The organism is Bizionia paragorgiae, assembly GCF_900107625.1.
Taxonomy (GTDB): Bacteria; Bacteroidota; Bacteroidia; order Flavobacteriales; family Flavobacteriaceae; genus Bizionia; species Bizionia paragorgiae.
This window is the reverse complement of record NZ_FNQK01000018.1, coordinates 48,749-67,728: the sequence shown is the minus strand read 5'-3', so window position 1 is coordinate 67,728 and position 18,980 is coordinate 48,749. Positions and strand designations below refer to the sequence as shown.

16 protein-coding genes and 2 rRNA genes are annotated in these 18,980 nt (G+C 34.5%); 4 read left to right on the top strand and 14 right to left on the bottom strand.

Translation table 11 applies throughout. From position 1 onward, the window contains the following. Positions 1-90 (top strand): 23S ribosomal RNA (locus BLV64_RS12200); the annotation flags it as partial. A 123-nt stretch (positions 91-213) separates the two neighbouring features. Beyond that, positions 214-321, top strand: a 5S ribosomal RNA gene (gene rrf, locus BLV64_RS12195). Positions 322-863: 542 nt separating this feature from the next. Here the strand turns inward: rrf and BLV64_RS12190 are convergent. The 5 genes from BLV64_RS12190 to BLV64_RS12170 form a co-directional block, all read right to left on the bottom strand. Next, positions 864-1,097: a DUF6095 family protein gene (locus tag BLV64_RS12190; protein ID WP_092135927.1), complete on the bottom strand. Its 234-nt coding sequence runs from the start codon at positions 1,095-1,097 to the stop codon at positions 864-866. After that, on the bottom strand, positions 1,087-1,905 hold the full coding sequence (gene murQ, locus BLV64_RS12185; protein WP_092135924.1) for an N-acetylmuramic acid 6-phosphate etherase: 819 nt from the start codon (positions 1,903-1,905) through the stop codon (positions 1,087-1,089). Before murQ ends, BLV64_RS12190 begins: the two co-directional genes overlap by 11 nt. Before the next feature lie 344 nt (positions 1,906-2,249). Next, the gene (locus BLV64_RS12180; protein WP_092135921.1) at positions 2,250-3,065 is read right to left on the bottom strand and encodes a DUF4249 domain-containing protein; all 816 of its coding nucleotides are present in this window, start codon (positions 3,063-3,065) and stop codon (positions 2,250-2,252) included. 3 nt (positions 3,066-3,068) lie between these two features. Continuing rightward, positions 3,069-5,438 (bottom strand): TonB-dependent receptor, encoded by a 2,370-nt coding sequence (locus BLV64_RS12175; protein ID WP_092135918.1) that lies wholly within the window; start codon positions 5,436-5,438, stop codon positions 3,069-3,071. 72 nt (positions 5,439-5,510) lie between these two features. After that, entirely contained in the window at positions 5,511-6,776 is a 1,266-nt protein-coding gene (locus BLV64_RS12170; RefSeq protein WP_092135916.1) for a flippase, read from the bottom strand. 80 nt (positions 6,777-6,856) lie between these two features. Between BLV64_RS12170 and BLV64_RS12165 the strand changes: the two genes are divergently transcribed. After that, positions 6,857-7,852, top strand: coding sequence for a helix-turn-helix transcriptional regulator (locus BLV64_RS12165; protein WP_092135913.1), 996 nt, complete (start codon positions 6,857-6,859; stop codon positions 7,850-7,852). A 100-nt stretch (positions 7,853-7,952) separates the two neighbouring features. On the opposite strand, the gene BLV64_RS12160 is transcribed toward BLV64_RS12165, so the two are convergent. From BLV64_RS12160 to trmD, 5 genes are all read right to left on the bottom strand, one after another. Beyond that, positions 7,953-10,181: an NADP-dependent isocitrate dehydrogenase gene (locus BLV64_RS12160; protein WP_092135911.1), complete on the bottom strand. Its 2,229-nt coding sequence runs from the start codon at positions 10,179-10,181 to the stop codon at positions 7,953-7,955. Positions 10,182-10,334: 153 nt separating this feature from the next. Beyond that, positions 10,335-10,907 (bottom strand): pentapeptide repeat-containing protein, encoded by a 573-nt coding sequence (locus tag BLV64_RS12155; RefSeq protein ID WP_092135908.1) that lies wholly within the window; start codon positions 10,905-10,907, stop codon positions 10,335-10,337. 866 nt (positions 10,908-11,773) lie between these two features. Next, entirely contained in the window at positions 11,774-12,124 is a 351-nt protein-coding gene (rplS, locus tag BLV64_RS12150) for a 50S ribosomal protein L19 (protein WP_092135906.1), read from the bottom strand. Positions 12,125-12,364: 240 nt separating this feature from the next. Then, a complete protein-coding gene (locus BLV64_RS12145) occupies positions 12,365-12,862 on the bottom strand; it encodes a GyrI-like domain-containing protein (RefSeq protein WP_092135903.1) in 498 nt (165 codons plus the stop codon). A 17-nt stretch (positions 12,863-12,879) separates the two neighbouring features. Further along, positions 12,880-13,557: a tRNA (guanosine(37)-N1)-methyltransferase TrmD gene (gene trmD / locus BLV64_RS12140; protein WP_092135900.1), complete on the bottom strand. Its 678-nt coding sequence runs from the start codon at positions 13,555-13,557 to the stop codon at positions 12,880-12,882. 156 nt (positions 13,558-13,713) lie between these two features. On the opposite strand from trmD, the gene BLV64_RS12135 reads away from it, so the two are divergent. After that, positions 13,714-14,595 carry a DMT family transporter gene (locus BLV64_RS12135; RefSeq protein ID WP_092135897.1) on the top strand — a complete coding sequence of 294 codons (882 nt, stop codon included), beginning with the start codon at positions 13,714-13,716 and terminating at the stop codon, positions 14,593-14,595. Positions 14,596-14,675: 80 nt separating this feature from the next. On the opposite strand, the gene BLV64_RS12130 is transcribed toward BLV64_RS12135, so the two are convergent. The 4 genes from BLV64_RS12130 to BLV64_RS12115 all read right to left on the bottom strand — a co-directional run bounded on the left by BLV64_RS12130 (position 14,676) and on the right by BLV64_RS12115 (position 18,976). Next, the gene (locus tag BLV64_RS12130; protein ID WP_092135895.1) at positions 14,676-15,122 is read right to left on the bottom strand and encodes a KTSC domain-containing protein; all 447 of its coding nucleotides are present in this window, start codon (positions 15,120-15,122) and stop codon (positions 14,676-14,678) included. Between the two features lie 265 nt (positions 15,123-15,387). Then, entirely contained in the window at positions 15,388-16,833 is a 1,446-nt protein-coding gene (gene cls, locus BLV64_RS12125; protein ID WP_092135893.1) for a cardiolipin synthase, read from the bottom strand. A 75-nt stretch (positions 16,834-16,908) separates the two neighbouring features. Next, on the bottom strand, positions 16,909-18,171 hold the full coding sequence (locus BLV64_RS14850; protein WP_092135890.1) for a T9SS type A sorting domain-containing protein: 1,263 nt from the start codon (positions 18,169-18,171) through the stop codon (positions 16,909-16,911). A gap of 124 nt (positions 18,172-18,295) precedes the next feature. Further along, complete coding sequence (locus BLV64_RS12115; RefSeq protein ID WP_092135888.1) at positions 18,296-18,976, bottom strand: aspartate/glutamate racemase family protein; 681 nt, start codon at positions 18,974-18,976, stop codon at positions 18,296-18,298. Positions 18,977-18,980 lie beyond the last annotated feature (4 nt).

Below are 18,980 nucleotides of genomic sequence, written 5' to 3'. Positions count from 1 at the left end.
GTCGTGGGAGATTACCACGTTGATAGGTCATAGGTGTAAAGGCAGTAATGTCATAGCCGAGTGATACTAATAACCCATAGGCTTATTGTACGCCTGTTTTTTTACTAAGTACACATTCTATTATATTTTTTTCAGTATACTCACGCTTAGCGTGCTTTTTTCAATATGTTATTTTATACGGTTAAGTAGTTTATCTACACACACCGAAAGATTTAAGGTGATTATAGCGTTGGGGCTCACCTCTTACCATTCCGAACAGAGAAGTTAAGCCCAATTGCGCCGATGGTACTACATTCGTGGGAGAGTAGGTCGTCGCCTTTTTTAGAAACCCTTTATAGAAATATGAAGGGTTTTTTTATGCAGTAAAACCAGATAAATACAACAGGAACTCAGCTTATACCTTTTCTTACAGCTTTACAGATGCCCACAAACCAGTTCTGCCTTTAATCACTATCAAGTTATACCTGAAATTGAGCCGCGTTGTTTACTGCTATAAGTCCAAGGTTTTTAAATAATTCTACCAGTAGTGTGTATTTATTTTTATTAAACTTGTGCTGTGTAAAGCGACAATTTGTACTTAATTAAATGTTGAAATGGCAAACTTTAACATGTTTTAATCTTCATTATTTAGGCTTACAAATGAGGGGATTTAAAATATTGCCTATTGAGTTTTTGGAATAGATTGTAGTGCTCCTTAAAGTATAGGATTATGTACAGCTAGGCTTCCTTGGGGTACTCTGTTATTGTAAAAGAGTTAACCACTACTTGCCCTGGTTATAACCCTTAGTTTGATTACGATTACTAAAGAATAGATGAAGCCATTAATTTAGAGTGGTTGCTATAATTAATGTTAAATACAAACTTTATTTCTTATTAAACATACTGTCCATAATAGTATTTAAGCCTTTAAAAGCTAAAACTATAGCAGTGATACATAATGCACCAGCAAGGATAAGGAGAGGAATATATAAGGGCTTTTCCTGATTGCTAAACGCCACATAAAAAAGTGTTGGTCCAACAAACATACAAGCCACGGCTATAGCTATTTTTTTTACACCTTTAACCAAAAGGTCTTTATCTGTTCTTTTAGTTTCCATAGGTATAGGCTTCTATTGCTGATCTTACGTTTTTATGTTCTTTTAATAGCTTTTCGGCGTGTGAGCGTTGAATTTTTAATTCAGACATGATCATTTTTACCCCGCGATCTACTAACTTATTATTGCTAAGTTGCATATCGACCATTTTATTTCCTTTTACTTTACCTAACTGTATCATGACGGTGGTTGTAATCATATTTAGAACCAGTTTTTGAGCTGTACCGGCTTTCATTCTAGAACTTCCGGTTACAAATTCTGGACCTACGATAACTTCTATAGGAAACTTAGCGGCTTGAGATAATGGACTGTTTTTATTGCAGGTAATACATCCGGTTAAGATATTATTTTCATTACATGCATTTAATGCGTGAATAACATAAGGTGTGGTTCCTGACGCTGCAATACCAATAACAACATCATTAGCGCTTACGTTATAGTCTTGTAAATCTTTCCAACCTTGAGTTTTTGAATCTTCGGCAAACTCCACAGCTTCTCGAATTGCTATATCTCCTCCAGCGATTAGGCCTATAACCAAATCGTGAGGCACCCCAAAAGTTGGTGGACATTCGGACGCATCTACAATTCCTAGTCGACCACTGGTACCAGCACCTAAGTAGAAAATGCGACCGCCATCTTGAAGTTTCAAAACGGTTTGATTAACCAATGCTTCGATTTGTGGTAATGCTTGCTCTACGGCATTTGGTACGGTTTTGTCTTCCTTATTTATGTTTGTTAGAAGTTGTTGCACACTCATCTCCTCGAGGTGATTGTACAGTGATTCTTGTTCGGTTGTTTTAATAAAATCCATATTTCAAAAATACACTTTTTAGCTTAATTTTTTGCTATTTTGCGTTAGTGGTTGAGCACTTGTTGGAGCTCTCCCATTTTCTGGGAAGCGACTTGCGAAGACACGACCTGTAAGGTAACGCCCAAAAAAATATAATAATTACTATTTAAAGGGACACGATTTGTCCACTTGCCGCCTATTTTTGCAACGTATTAGATTACAGATTAAGAAATACAATTTTTGTTAGGAGAGACTTGGGAAAAGTCAGTTTATATGGATTGTATGTTTAGCGCTATTAAGATATACGATCCATCGAGTAAAAAAAGCTTCATATTATATGAAGCTTTTTTTATATTAAAGGGGTTCTATTCTACAATATAGCTTACTTCATGTGCTTGAGACAGTCTAAAATACCCTAAGGGAAAATTATCTGGGTTGGTTACATTTATACAGTTACCGCGTACGGTTGCGGGTTGAACTTGAAAGGGGCCACCACCGGCTTGATCACTTTGCTGTAAAAGTATAGACATATAATCGAAAAACTGTTCTGAAATTCCATAGTTTCGTATAGTTAGTGTGTCTCCTGCTTCAAGATCCTCTTCTGTGAAAAAAGCAAATATTTGATTCCCATCGAAAAACTCATCTTCATATACTTCTAAGGTTGGTAACACGGATATATCGGTTATAAATTCATAGAAATAGAAATTTTCTATATTTTCAGGATCGGTGTAATAGGCTTTTATTTCTATATCGTCTCCCGAAAATCCACCATCATTTTTTTGTTCGATATAATCTATGGGGGTGATTGAGGTTAACGTTTCAGTGGCGGTATACTCCTCATTATTATAAGTGATATTTAGTGTATACTCTTCGTTTAGAACCGGAATAAAGCTGTTGTTTTTGTAAAGCCCACTAGTATTATCTTCAGTAAAGATAAACTGGTTATTAGCGGAGTCGCTAATAGTAACAATAGCATTATTTGCTGGAGGAATACTGTCGTTAAAGTAAGGTGCAGATTGTGTTAACTTTATAACCTGCTCGTTGCCTAGAGTTTCACTAAACCAATTTATGGAGGCTTCGATCACCAATTTTGGTGCGGCTTTAGGGACTTGTATATCGATAACATCTTCGCAAGAATAAAAGGTTAATAGCACGATAAAAAGCAGACTTAATTTATTCATAATTTAAAACTTAAAATTGTAAGACACCGAAGGGATTATCCCAAAAATTGCCAAACGTGTTGCTTCGTTTGTTCCTGTTATTCGGTTCTGGCCAAAGGCTATAGATGCCGCATTACGGCGATTATAAAGGTTGTAAATACCAAAAACCCAATGGCTTGTCGACCCGGTTGTGGTATCCGGTTTTGGGGTATAGGTAGCCGATATATCTAAGCGGTGATAATTGGGCAGTCGTGTTGAGTTTCGGTCACTATAATTAGGAATTCGTATACCGTTATAAACATATTGGCCGTTAGGGTAGGTTGTTGGTTGCCCTGATTGAAATAAGAAATTAGCGTTTAATAACCATTTTTTACTTAAATCGTAGCTCGTGGTTACAGATATATCGTGCGTTTTATCGTAAGCGGTATTATACCAGTTTCCATTATTTATCCCGCTTTCAATGGCAGTTCGTCCTGCTGTTTTTTGTTCGGATTTAGAGAGGGTGTATGCAAACCAACCTTTAAAGCGCCCTTGATTTTTTTTGAATAATACTTCTAGGCCGTATGCACGAGATTTTCCGTTTAAGATAACCCGTTCTATCGCGTCGTTTGCAATAAGATTAGTGCCATCTATATAATCTATTCTATTTTTTATAGTCTTATAATACGTTTCCACCTCCAAAGAATAGGTTGCATTACTAAAATTTTTAAAATAGCCTATGGCATATTGATCGAGTAGTTGCGGTTTTATATATTTTCCACTTGGAGCCCAAACATCTAAAGGTGTTGGCGAAGATGTGTTAGACAATAGGTGAAGATATTGACTCATCTTATTGTAGCTTGCTTTAAGAGATGATGTCGCATTAAGTTGATAAGCCAGAGCTGCACGAGGTTCTATGTTGGCAAACGATTTAATAGTATTTTTACGATTATAGGATGCTGTGCCAATTGCTTTTGCTCCTTGGTAAATTTGGAAGTCAGGGTTAAAAATGACTGGATTATTATTGGTATAGACATTAAGTTGGTTTTGTCCTAATCTTAAAAAGGAGCTAAGACGAACACCATAAGTCGCTGTTAGGTGTTCTGAAATTTTATGTTCTGCATCGATATAGACCGCATTTTCGAAGGCATATTTTTTTATTAAATTTTTCTCATTAATTCCAGAGGTCGCAGACGATGGTTTTATTTCACCTGGATTAAAAGTATAGTACATACTATTAAGACCGTACTGTAATTTTATACTATTACTGATATAGTGTTTAAAATCGTATTTGAAATTGATATTAGAGATACCGGAATTCCATTCGAAACCCACAAAATTTAAATTTAGTCCGTAATAATAATCGGAATAGATTAACGACATATTACTAAAGAGCTTATCGGAAAACAGATGATTCCATCGTAAATTAACCAATGAATTGCCATAGGTATTCTCAAAACTATCTGAAATATTAAAGACATCACGACCAAAATATCCTGATAAGTAAATACTATTATTACTATTTAGTTTATAGCTTAACTTGGTATTAAGGTCATAAAAATAAGCGCTATTATCGACATTAAAAAGCGGAAGAAATAAATGAGCATAAGAACTTCTACCACCTAATAAAAAGGAGCCTTGTTCCTTTTTTAATGGGCCTTCAACTAACAGCCTACTAGATACAAGGCCTATACCACCATTTGCCTGAAAGGATTTATTATTACCTTCTTTTTGATAGATATCTAATACCGAAGACACACGGCCGCCGTAGCGCGCGGGGATTCCTCCTTTGTATAATTTTAAATCTTTAATCGCATCAGGATTAAAGACGGAGAAAAAGCCAAATAAATGCGAGGAGTTAAAAAGGGTGGCTTCATCTAGAAGTATTAAGTTTTGATCGGCAGCACCACCACGGACATTAAATCCAGAAGCGCCTTCTCCGGCGCTAGTTACACCAGGGAGTAGGGTAATAGACTTGATAACATCTGGTTCCCCAAGTACTACTGGAATTTGTTTTATTGTTGAAGCGTTGAGTGCGTTGACACTCATTTGCGGATTTTTAAGATTTAATTTTTCGATGTTATTGGTGATTACAACCTCTTCTAACTGCTCTGAGGATTCTTGTAAAGTGAACGTTTTAGATAGATGCTGATCTAGAGTTATTGTTTCTATATGATCTTGATATCCCAAATAACTTATAACAATGGTATAGTCTCCTTTTGGCATTGTAATAGAGAAGAAACCATATTCGTTAGTTATGGTACCTGCTTTTTGATCGGGAAATATAACATTAACGCCAATAAGGGTTTCGTTACTTTTTTCTTCTAAAACAGAACCGCTAAACGTATAGCGTTCTTGGCCATAAAGTTGAAAAATTAAGAATGTAAAACAAAAAATAAGATAGTGTTTAGTCACGAATGAGGTGGGCTTTAATTCACATTAAAAATAATGAAAAAGCCTCTAATTACTTCTTGTTTTTATATAATATTAGTGATTAGCTAGCAAAAAAGTCTTTATATGTGTTCGGTACGATTTATATAGTAGAATAAACACGATATTGGTTACAAAATGACTAATTAATACGGCAAAAGCGGCACCTATTAATTCATATTTAGGGATTAATAAAAAGCATAGAATGCTATTTACCACACATCCCAAAACAAAACGATATACGTTGCGATGTAGTTTATTCTGATTTACTAAATGCTTTTCGAATAGCATACCAATAAAAATAAAAAGGGGAGACCACGCAAATATTTTTAGTGGACGGGTAGCACTTTTAAAACTGTCGTCGTAATAGGTTGTAACAATAAAATCGGCAAAAAACGTATAGAATAAGCCAATACAGAGTCCGTAAACAAGTAGAATCTTACTCATAAATTTTAAACGTTTTAAGTAAAGCTCTTTATTATCTAAATAGCATTCGGCAAGAGCGGGATATAACCCGTAAATAAAAGCAGCTCCGATATTCCAAGTTATAAAAATGACTAGAAAGTCGACAACTGAAAATACTCCATTTGCGGAATTACCTAGGTAATGATTAATAAAAAAATCGTCTATTGCTAAGTAAAAGACAATAATAAAATTTGAGACTAACAGGGGAAAGGCCGATTTTATCAAGTCTTTAGCTAGTTTACTTGACCATTTTAATTGTTTAAAATAAAGCTGTTTTGAAAGAGTGATAACCCCTAAATATATTAGCGTTTGCACGGCGAATTCGAAACACAGTAGAGCAGCAAAATAAAAGGCACCGAAGTTATTTTGAACCCCATAGTATTGTGCGGCAAGAACTAATGCGAGGGTAGTGATTTTACAGTAAAATACAATTTTGTATTTTTTAGTAGCTACAAAAAAGTATTCTATAACATCGCTAATTTTAAATAAATAGCTAAAAGCTAGGATTAATACAATGAGTGTTATTTCGCTTGTATTTGTAAAATAGGTGTAGGTTAATAAACAGAGAGAAACAACTAAAAAACTAAAGAACCGAAGTATTAAAGTCGTTCCTATTATGCTATGCTTTAGTTTGGGTTTGAAAACCAATTCTCGAATACAGATGGCCGATAAGCCTAAAAAGAAAAAGGGAGTTAAAACGCCGACAATAGCTTTTGAAATTTCTAACTCACCAGAGTTAAAAGCCCCCAAACTATTAAATATTTTAGGAGTGATGTAGATACCTACGATGAGTTGACATATTTTTTCTAAAATATACCATTTGGTATTCGCGAAATCTTTTTTGCTAAATAGGGGCACTGTTTTCTTTTGGGCTAAAGTAAAACTTTAGAGGAAATTTCCAACAATTTTTATTACTTTAGGGCCAATAAAACTGACTGATGACCCCTGACTTTATAAGAAAATTCCATGTATACGAAATTTTATCAAAAACATCCATTAATAACTGTAAATCTAGGCAAGAGATAATAGATATTTTAGAGCAAACCTATTTAGATTATCATTTGGGTGATAAGCTTTATCAAGGTCTGTTGGTAAGCAACGAAAAAACAATTAAGCGCGATGTTAAAGATATCGAGTCTTTTTTCGGAGTTGAAATAGACCATATTAGGCATAAAGGGCATTATATGGTGGACAATACAGCTCTTAGTAAGACGCATCGTACTGTCTTTGATAAAATGGAATTGTTTTTAGCGAGTCATAAAGAACGGCAATGGTCGCCTTATATTTCTACCGAAGAATCCTCATTAAATACTGATATTAATATTCTAGGCTTAGTAAAGGCTATAGAGCGTAAAGTTTATATTAAAATAAGTTATGAAGGCTGGTATGACGACGACCACTTTAACGAGATTAAAGAAGCTAAGGTGCAAGCCTTACATATTAAGGAAGCGAATAAAGCGTGGTATTTATTAGTGTATAATGATGAGATTGGTGTTAAAGTGCTGTGTTTAGACAAACGTGTATCTAAGGTTTTGATAACTTCAGAGGAAGTGAAAGACCCCTATCATTTTGATGCATCTATATATTTTCAGGATGCTTTTGGTATTCTTAACGATGATATGCCTACAGAGACCATTCGTTTAAAAGTAGCAAATCATCATTTTAAGTATTTAGAATCTAAACCACTTCATCATTCTCAAAAGATACTAAGTCGGCCTTTAAAAATGAATACTGATGTTTTAGATTATACTGATGAAGCTATTTTTGGAGATATTTCGGTTACGCTAAAGCCCAATTATGAGTTTCTTATCGAGTTGTTCAAGTTTAATTTATGGGTAAAAGTAATCGAACCCCAATGGTTAGCTGATAGAATTGTTAATCAGTATCAGTTTATTTTAAAACATTATTATCCTAAAACTGAAGATACAAAGTAGTTATTACATTTAGTGAAATTTATTAGTTACTAAACCGACAAGAGTAAATACAAAAAAAGCACCCATTAGGGTGCTTTTTTAATAGTATTGGATGTATTAATTAGTTAATACTTTCCATAATTGTGTTTAATGTTTTACTAGGTCTCATAGCATTAACTATTAATTCTTCATTAGGCATATAGTATCCTCCTAACTCCACTGCATGTCCTTGAATTTCATTTAATTCACTAACAATTTTAGATTCGTTAGCTTGTAATTCTTTTGCTATAGATTCAAACTGTGCTTTTAACTCGGCATCTTTAGTTTGGTTTGCTAAAGCTTCAGCCCAGTACATTGCTAAATAGAAGTGACTTCCTCGGTTATCTAATTCTCCAGCTTTACGGCTAGGCCCTTTTTTGTTTTCCAATAATTTTTCGGTAGCATCATCTAAGGCATCACCTAAAACTTTAGCTTTCGGGTTATTGTTTACCTCACTAAAGTGTTCTAAAGACACGGCTAATGCTAAAAACTCACCTAAAGAATCCCAACGTAAGTGATCTTCTTTTACGAATTGCTGAACGTGTTTCGGAGCCGATCCACCAGCACCTGTTTCAAATAAACCACCACCGTTCATTAAAGGAACGATAGATAGCATTTTTGCACTTGTTCCTACTTCAAGAATTGGGAATAAATCGGTTAAGTAATCTCTTAATACGTTTCCAGAAACCGAAATAGTGTCTTCACCTTTCTTTAAGCGTACTAAAGTAAATTTAGTTGCTTCGATAGGAGAAAGTATTCTAAGGTCTAAACCAGTCGTATCGTGATCTTTAAGATACGTGTTTACTTTCTTAATTAATTCTGCATCATGAGCTCTGTTTTCATCTAACCAAAATACTGCTGGTGTTTGTGAAGCTCTTGCACGGGTAACGGCTAATTTAACCCAGTCCTGGATAGGAGCATCTTTTACTTGACACATTCTCCAAATATCTCCAGCTTCAACAGTATGTTCTAGTAAAGTGTTACCATTTGCATCTACAACGCGAACGATACCGTCTGCAGTCATTTCAAATGTTTTATCGTGAGATCCGTACTCCTCAGCTTTTTGAGCCATTAGTCCAACATTAGGAACAGTTCCCATAGTTGTCGGGTCGAAGGCACCATGTTCTTTACAGAATTCGATAGTAGCAGTATAAATACCTGCATAGCTACTATCTGGAATTACGGCTTTAGTATCTTGAGCTTTTCCTTCGGCATTCCACATTTGTCCAGAATTACGAATCATTGCTGGCATAGATGCATCGATAATAATGTCACTTGGCACGTGTAAATTTGTAATTCCTTTGTCGCTATTTACCATAGCTAAAGCAGGACGCACAGCATACTCTGCATCGATATCTTTAAGGATCGCTTCTTTTTTATCTTGCGGTAATTCTTCTAAGTTAGAAATTAAATCTCCAAATCCGTTGTTAACATCAACCCCAATTTCTTCGAAAGTTTCAGCATGTTTTGCGAATACGTCTTTAAAGAAGACACGTACGGCATGACCAAAAATAATAGGATCACTAATCTTCATCATGGTCGCTTTCATATGTAATGAAAACAAGACCTCTTTTTCCTTAGCATCTTTAATTTGTTCTTCTAAAAAGCTAAGTAGTGCTTTTTTACTTAATACAGTAGCATCAATAATTTCACCTTTTAATAAAGCCAAATCATTTTTTAAAACGGTTACCTTTCCAGAGGCATCTGTGTGTTCTATGTTAACAGAAGTTGCTTCGTTTAATGTTACAGATTTCTCGTTATGAGCAAAGTCACCAGAACTCATTGTCGCTACGTGAGACTTAGAGTCTTTAGACCAAGCTCCCATAGAGTGCGGATTGTTTTTTGCGTAGTTTTTTACGGCTTTTGGCGCGCGACGGTCACTGTTTCCTTCTCTTAAAACAGGGTTAACGGCACTACCTTTTATTTTATCGTAGCGTGATTTTATATTTTTTTCCTCTTCGGTAGTTGCTTCTTCCGGGTAATTAGGAATCGCAAAACCTAGTGTTTGTAGTTCTTTAATCGCCGCATTTAATTGCGGAACAGAAGCACTAATATTTGGTAGTTTTATAATATTAGCTTCAGGTTGTTTAGCTAATTCTCCTAACATTGCCAAATCGTCTGACACACGTTGGTTATCATTTAAAAAATCTGGAAACACAGCTAAAATACGTGCTGCTAAAGAAATATCTTTGGTTTCGATGTTTATTCCTGAAGAGGCAACAAAAGATTCTACTATAGGTAGGAAAGATCGTGTTGCTAAAGCTGGAGCTTCATCTGTTTTTGTGTAAATAATTTTTGGTGCTTGTGACATAATATCGTGTATGCTTTGTTTTAAAATTAAGAGTTGCGAATATACAAAATTCTTATAGCTTTTTAAAGCCTAAAATCAAGTGGTTTTTAGAATTCATAACCTTGTGGTTTTGGGGGTTATAAATTGCAAAATTCATAATATATTACCAAAATATTATGTAATTATAATCTTATAATCTGCTAATAAGCCTAAAGCATTTTCTTTAGAAAATTTTGCACCCTTAATCTTGTTGTATTCGGGAGAGATATTAAGGTTTTCTGCAGTGGTTAAATCTGCTTTTTCTAAATTGGTTCCACTAAATAAGGTTTGGTATAGATTGCAATGACTTAAGGTTGCTCCTAATAGATCTGTATTCGTAAAGTCCGTTTTCTCTAAATTACAGTCTGTAAATGTCGTGTTTTTAAGATTCAATCCATAAAAGGAAGCTAAGCTTAAGTTGCAAGCATGGAATGTCATTTCTAGTAAAAACGGATTACTCGCATTAAAAGGTGTGCCTAGAAGTTTACAGTTAGAAAAGTGAACGGATTTAAAAGCTGTGTTTTTAATTTTTGCAGAACTGAAATTGCAATCTATAAACTCACACTCTGAAAACACCGTAGATGTTAAAAAAGCAGATGTAAAATCGCAGTCTGTAAAAGTACAGGTATCGTATTCTGTGTTTTGAAGTTCTGAGGTGGTAAAGACTTTGTTTTTATACGAGGAATCGGTAATGTAAGGGCTATTCATTAAAAGCTTGTTTTTCAATGTTGAGATTATAACTAACAAAATTAGTAAATCGATTAGCCATTTGGATGGTTTGAGAGTAATTAAAATACAAAAGCCATAACACGATAGATTTAACTATGGTTGCTATGGCTTTCTTTGAGATAACGCATCGTGATCTATTTAGTTTTACCTAAAGGCATCCAAAACATGAGTTTTGCATGATTTCAATTCAAGAGTTGTTTACTCAATGATACATCCAGTAACGTTCAAAATGTATTGAGCTATTACTACTATGTACCCAAGAATTGTTTTTTAAACACAATTAACTTCACCTCGTTTTAATATAGGTATTACTTGTGTTTTGTTAAGTAGTACTATTTCTCTTGCGATCTATTTCCTAAGCTTAACTCTGATTTTACTATTTTGATTATAAAAATCCAAAATGGTAAAATACTGTAGTCTCTAAGTCTAAATATAAAATGTAAAATACTTCGAAACTAAAAAAACAATTTAAACTTAATTTTTTGAGAAATTCAGAAAGTTGAATGTTTTTACTTCAATATAAAAATGTGTTATTATAACTAAACTAAATCAATACATTTTTATATATAAAATACTATATTATTAATCCTAAATATCAATAAAAAATTAAGGTGTTAAAGAACGTGGAATTTAATGACTCAAAGATTTTAAAAAATATTACCCAAATAAAGTCGGGGAGCTCTTAAATTCTTATGCTAAGATACATTAAAGTATCCTGTAATCCAAGAGTTTTAACACTTTAGTTATCAGTATGTTATAAACGGAGTTTATTAACAATTGTTAATAAATGAAAAAGCCCTGTTTTAATAAAACAGGGCTTTAATACTATATAGGGTAAAAAGATATTATCTTCTTGCTTCTTTAATTCTAGCTTTCTTACCAGTAAGACCTCTAAAGTAAAAGATTCTAGCTCTACGAACTTTACCTTTCTTGTTCACTTCAATTTTCTGTAATGCAGGTAAGTTAACTGGGAAGATACGCTCTACACCAACGATACCAGACATTTTTCTAATTGTAAATGTTTCAGAAGCACCAGCGCCTCTTCTTTGTAATACTACACCTCTAAAGAACTGTGTACGTACTTTTTCACCCTCTCTAATTTCGTAATAAACTGTGATCGTGTCACCAGCTCCGAACTCAGGAAAGTCCTTTTTTGTTACAAACTCGTCTTGTACAAATTTTATTAAAGATTCCATCTTTATTTGTTTTTATTGATTATATATTCAAATTAACATTCACGTATCTCGCCAGAGGTTAATCCGAAATTGAGTGCAAAAATAACCATTAATTACTAATAACCAATAATTTTTTTCTTTTTTATATGGAGCTGTTTAAGCGTTGTATCTAAAGTAGATAGAAGACTTATTTCCTCACTTTGTTCGCTTCTTATATATTATACTCCTTTAACAACGCCTTAGTTTTCATAACTAATCCATCTAAAAGGTCTTGGTTTTTAGTGTAATGGGAATATATACCATTTCATTTGTGTGGGAGTCACCTTTTTTAAATGCGGTATCCAAAACATTAAAATGTGGTCTGTGGTCTATACTATAGTCGGAATTTGGAAGCCATTCTGTAAATATAAATTGCATATACTTAGGGAAATCAGCGACGCGTCCTCTAAAAGAAAACACGGCATATAAGCCTTGGGGAATTTGTATTGATTTAAAGGAGCTCGGTACAGTAGCACAGTCGTTAGCCTCTATTGTCGCCCATTTTACAAAGGTTTTCTCCGGCTTAAAAGCTGAGAAATAAGTACTGTCGTATAGTAACACTTCAAATACAGTTGCATTATTTTGCAGTGCACATCTTAGTTTATAAGGTATAAATTGAGAAAATAGCGCTTCAGTCGTATTCTCGATTAAAGACATCTCACAGGAAAGGCCAACCAGTTGTTTTGAGTTAATGGATTCAATTTTTGGGACGCTATTCATCTTAAAATAATAACAGATTATTCTTCTAAAAGATCAGGGCGTCTCTCTTTAGTGCGTTCGTAGGCTTGTTCTTCTCTCCATTTTTCAATTTTTGGGAAATTACCACTAAGTAATAATTCCGGAACTTTCCATCCTTTATACTCTCTAGGTCGCGTGTATATAGGAGGTGCTAAAAGGTTGTCCTGAAACGAATCGGTTAGGGCAGAAGTCTCATCTCCCAAAACCCCTGGGATGAGTCTAATAATAGCATCACATAATACGGCAGCTCCCAATTCGCCTCCAGATAAAACATAATCTCCAATAGATATTTCACGGGTTATAAACTGGTCGCGTACGCGCTGATCGACACCTTTATAATGACCACATAGAATAATAATATTCTCTTTTAGCGATAAATGATTAGCCATACCTTGTTTTAAGGTTTCTCCATCTGGCGTCATATAAATCACTTCATCATAATCCCGTTCTTCTTTTAAAGCTGAGATGCATTTATCTATGGGTTCGATCATCATTACCATACCAGCACCACCACCAAATTGGGTATCGTCGATAGTCTTATAGTTATCGGTAGTATAATCACGAAGATTATGGAAATGTACCTCTACTAAACCGGCATCAATAGCGCGCTTTAAAATAGAAGCATTGAAAGGGCTTTGTAATAGTTCGGGTAATACGGTGATGATATCAATTCTCATAGGTTAACTTTAAGATGCAAAGATAATTTAATTGTCTTATATATAGAACTTGTTTTCGTTGTGTTTTAATAGGGTAAAATTTAACGTATTGAAAAATTGCTAATTGTAGTTTTGTAGGATAAAAAAAGCTAATTTAGCCCGCTAATTTTTAGGTTTATGAAGAAGGCACGAATCGCATTGGTGATAGGAATTTTTTGCATTTCTATTTTTCCAATTTTGGTGAAATTAAAATTAACGCCGGGTGTTATCTCCGCGTTTTATAGGATGGCGGTTGCTTCTGCAATTATCTTACCGTATGCTCTGATTACAAATAAAATTAAAATTAAGTCTAGAGGGACTTTTATTTTAGCTGTTATCTGCGGGGTTGTTTTTGGATTAGACGTTGCTGTTTGGAATGTTGCTATCCAAGAGTCTACGGCAACACAAGCGACCTTACTTACCAATTTATCTCCGGTTTGGGTGGGAATAGGTGCGTTTTTCTTTTTAAAAGATAAGCCTACGACCAATTTTTGGATTGGTACTGTTATCGCTATAATAGGAATGGTATTATTGGTTGGTTTAAAAACCTTTGTGAACTTAGACTTTAATTTGGCTTTTTGCTTTGCTATTTTATCAGGTATGCTTTATGCCGTTTATATGTTGGTCAGTAAAAAGGTTCTTAACGAGCTTGATGTCGTAACCTTTATGTCTATCACTTTGCTATCGTCTACAATAGCTTTAGGATTAATAAGTTGGGTCATTGGCGAGCCGTTTTCAGGATTTAGTAATGCCGGTTGGTTGGTTTTATTAATTCAAGGTGTTGTTTGTCAGTTATTAGCATGGTTACTTATAAGTTTCGCTACGAAACACATGCGTGCCACTCGGGTATCGGTTAGTTTATTAGGTCAGGCGGTACTAGCCTCTATATTGGCGTGGTATTTTCTTGATGAGGCCATTTCGATACAAATGGTAATTGGTGGATTTGTATTGTTGTTTGGGATTAGAATTACCTTTTACACCAAGAGAATTGGTTTTTCTAAAAAGGTAATAAAAGCTTAAGTAAAACGTAAGTAGTTATATATAAAAAAAGCCTAGCTATTATTGAATAGCTAGGCTTTTTAATTTAATACAGTGTAAGCTTATGCTTCTACCTCACTTTTTTTAATTTTTCTGTATGGAAAAGAGTTAAAAACACTTCGTTTTCCAAAACGTGATTGTTTATCACTTTGAGAGAATTTAATATAAAGGGCTTTGTTAACTCCGAAATACTCGTAAGTATTACCGTCAAGAAAAGTCACTTCTAATAATAATCCTTTGTGTTTCCAATCCATAATCGGGCTAGAAATAGTGGTAGTATATTCTTCTTTGTTTGCTTCAATTGTTTCTGGGGCCATACTGACTAAGAAATGGTAACCATCAATAATTTTACGACTCATTTGTTCAGCTTCAATCGCTTTGTCGTCTCCATCTTGAAATTTGTCAGGATGCCATTCTTTAACTAAATTTCTGTAAGATGTCTTTAAACTTTTTAAAGTCATCTCATTTTCAACGTTAAATAATTTTTTGTACTCGTTAATACGCTTCATAAAAAGGTTTTCTAAATAAGGCGCAAATGTACTACATCTTTTTGCATTGATAATTAGAAAGTTGAAAAGATTTTTTTATACCGACTTGAAACCTTAAGCATAGCGGTTTAAACGTGTATTTAAGCCGTTGTTACTAGTTTTTTAGATTTCTAATTACCCGCATATTATAGTGTCTATTAAATTTTAATATCGAAAAGGACCTGTAATCCCAGACTTTTATTGTGTTTTTTGGCAATTGAAACTATTGAAGCTTTAAAAACTAGCTTTACATTAAAGATGAAAATAGGCGAAGTACACGTTCATAAAGTACTACGTAAAGCGGTCTTTTAATCCAACGTTCAATTTCTATTTTATTTGCGGTTTCTAGATCTTTATTAAAATGATCTTTTAATTCTGAAGCCAACGTGGTATCGTAAACAATAGCATTAACCTCCAAATTTAAATCAAAACTGCGGTTGTCTAAGTTGGCCGTGCCAACAAAAGAAACATAACCATCGCAGACCATTGTTTTGGCATGAACAAACCCTTTGGTGTATTTGTAGATTTCCACACCAGTTTCTAATAGTTCTTGATAATATGATTTGCAAGTCGCGTTTATTATAAACGAATCGGATACGCTAGGCACAAGTATTTTTACTTTAATTCCACTAAGGGCTGCAATTTTAATAGCGTCTAAATATGATTTTTCAGGTATAAAATAGGGGGTGGTTAGTAAAATTTCCTCTTTCGCTAAGGTGATTGCCTGAATAAGGGTGTACATTATATTAGGATGGTCGGACGACGGACCACTAGAAACAATTTGGGTGAGTTGTGAGCCTTGAAAATTTTTTCTTGTGTCCTCTAATGGGAAATAGCGGTAGGCGAATGTAATATTCTGATCGGCGCAGAAATTCCAATCGGTTAGAAATATGTATTGTAAATTTAATACTGCTTTTCCTGTAATTTTAATGTGTGTGTCGCGCCAATACAAATCGTTAGCATCAGTATTCACGTATTTATCAGAAACGTTTATACCTCCTACATAGCCTACAACACCATCAATTACAATAATTTTTCGATGGTTTCTATAATTAATACGATTGGCAAACTGTATGAAGTTAATCTTATAAAAAGGCACGGCCTCTACACCGGCTTGTTTTAATTTTGTAATAAACTTCTTTCTAATAGAGATACTCCCGAAATCATCATATATAAAGCGGACTTTGACGCCCTCTTGTGCTTTTTTAATTAATAAATCGCCAATTGTGTTTCCTATTTTATCATCGACAAAAATGTAGTATTCTATATGAATATGATCCTTAGCGGCTTCTATACTTTTAATTACTTCGGGAAACTTGTTTTCACCATTAATTAGGAGTTCTACAACATTGTTATCCGATATAAATTGGGTGCCTCTTCTATAGTTTGCCAACGGATAAAAGTTAGCAATCTCTGATTTATAGGTTTTTAAAACATCTTGGGTTTGTCGAGCTACTATTTCTTTTAATTCACCATAAGATTTACTGTCATAGTCTAGCTTTCTGAGATATAATTTTTTTTTACGGTAATTATCACCAAAAGAAAAATAAACAAAAATGCCTAGAATAGGGAATAGGATGGCTAGTAAAAGGTAAGCAGTTGTTTTACTCGGGGAATTCGTATTGTAAATAATACGAATACATACAAGAAACAAAACAATAGAATAAACAATGTAAAAGTATATGGAATCCACGTGCTGTGTTTAAGATATTTAAAAATACACTTTTTTATTATCCCTTCATTTCTATTCTAATAGAATTTAGTACTGCTATTGCAGTATTATCTTTTTAGTAAGTTTTTTTTGGTCTGCATTTACATGTAAAAAGTAAACGCCTTTGCGAAACTCAGAAAGGTCAAGTTTTATAGTGTTTTCAGAATGGTGGTTTTTGGATAATACCAGTTTTCCTGTGATATCGATAAGTTGCACATTAATGTTTTGGTAGTTATTAGCGGTCGTAAGAGTGACATAGTGCGATGTCGGATTTGGGAATACAGAAAACGAACGACTAGAAAAACTATCGGTGCTTAAGGATAAATCAATAGTAAATTCTTTGGTTGTTGTTGATGATTTACCACAGGCGGTAACCGTTAAGGATACGGTATAGGTTCCAGATTCTGTGTACGTATGCTCAGGGTTCATTTCGGTAGCCGTAGTGCCATCTCCAAAATCCCAATAAATAGATTCTGAAGGATCACTTGTATTGGTAAACGCAATGGTATCTTCAGAAACCACTTCTGTAAAACTGGCTAGGGCTGGAGGTGTTGTAAAGTCCCAATCTGATAACAGATTAAATACAACGGTTTGCGTAGCTGTTTTTATAGTGCTAGCCTCGGCAGCCGATAATGAGGCGTTCCAAGAGATTAGGGTTGGGTCTTTTTTGTAAATCATGGTGTAAAAAGCACAGGCAGCGGCGTAAGACCCTGCTAATGAAGGGTGGGATCCATCACCAGAATACAAGTTAATGTTAGGGTGGTTGGTTCTTAAATAACGCCAAACAGCTCCTACGGGAGCAAGTTCTGCATCATTGGAGTCTGCTATAAATGTGTAGGTTGCCTGAATCACATCGTCCATACTTTCATAGGTGCACACCCAAGGTAAATAAGGACAATTGTTCGCATCTCCATTTTCGCGACCCCAAGTCATATAAAACATAGGTTGCGAACAAGGATTGTTTGCTCTAATAGCATTGCTAAGCGCCGTGGCGTTTGGATATAATTCAGCTTCCATTTGAGCCTGAGGAAAAGAGGTTTCTTGGCTTTGTGCTTGTAAAACAACATAGTCCCAATCTTCAGCGTTAATTTTATTTTGGGTTGTGGCGTTAGAAACGTGATTTATAAAACGATAGCCTCCAGGTGTATTCGAATCATAAGTTAAGACATCACCCGTACTAGTAGCCATATTTTGTACAAGAGCGGGTAAATTATTGGATGCCGTATAGCTATTGCCTATAAAAAGTACTTTTTTATTCGATTGGCTGTGGCTAGCAATGGAAAAAAATAAAGAACAAAAAAGGAGCAAAATGGGTTTCATTACGGGTAGTAGGTTGGTTGTTTAATGGTTTACACTTTAAAAAGTTGCGTTAAATATAGTAATAAAAAGTGGGGCATAGCCTATTCTCACAGCTATAAAAAAGCCCTTAAGTAGCGTTTTATATTTACTGGGAATAGTGTAAACGTAAAGCCTCTTCAATTTGTAAGTCGGCTAAGTCTATAACCTGTGGCAAGTCATTTGATATTTGCATAACGGATAATTCGGTGCAAGCTAAAATAACAGTTGATTTGGCACTATAGCATTTTAATAATTGATAATAGCTGATTTTATCTGCTTCTGTTTCCGTTTTAGAATATACTTTTTGTCTGAAGCGTTCTATAAATAGCCTGTGTTTTTCTAAAGGTGAAAGTACTTGGATGCCTTCCACGCTAAAGTAGTTTGAAATGTAAGGTGAAGTCATGGTGTAATGGGTACCAAAAACAACTACTGATGTGGTTTGTTTTTCTTTTAAAATTTGCCGACATAGTACTAAAGGGTGAATGAGTTGTACTGGCAGACTTAAGCGATCAATGGCTTCGTGTAAAGTGATATTAGGTATTAATAACTTTGAAATGGGAAGCAATTCAATTTGACTGAGCACCTCTGAAAGAATGGGGATAAGGTCGTCGAATTTATTTGGTAAATAGGAGTTAATCGTATTGAAATTAGTGTTGTATACGATTAGTGGAAACGTGCTATATCCCTTTTCTTGCCTGTTAAACGCAGTGTTTAAGGCATTAATATAATACAAAGTGCTGCGGTTACCTAACCCTAATACGCCCAATCGACTTCCCGTTTGATCCATTTTT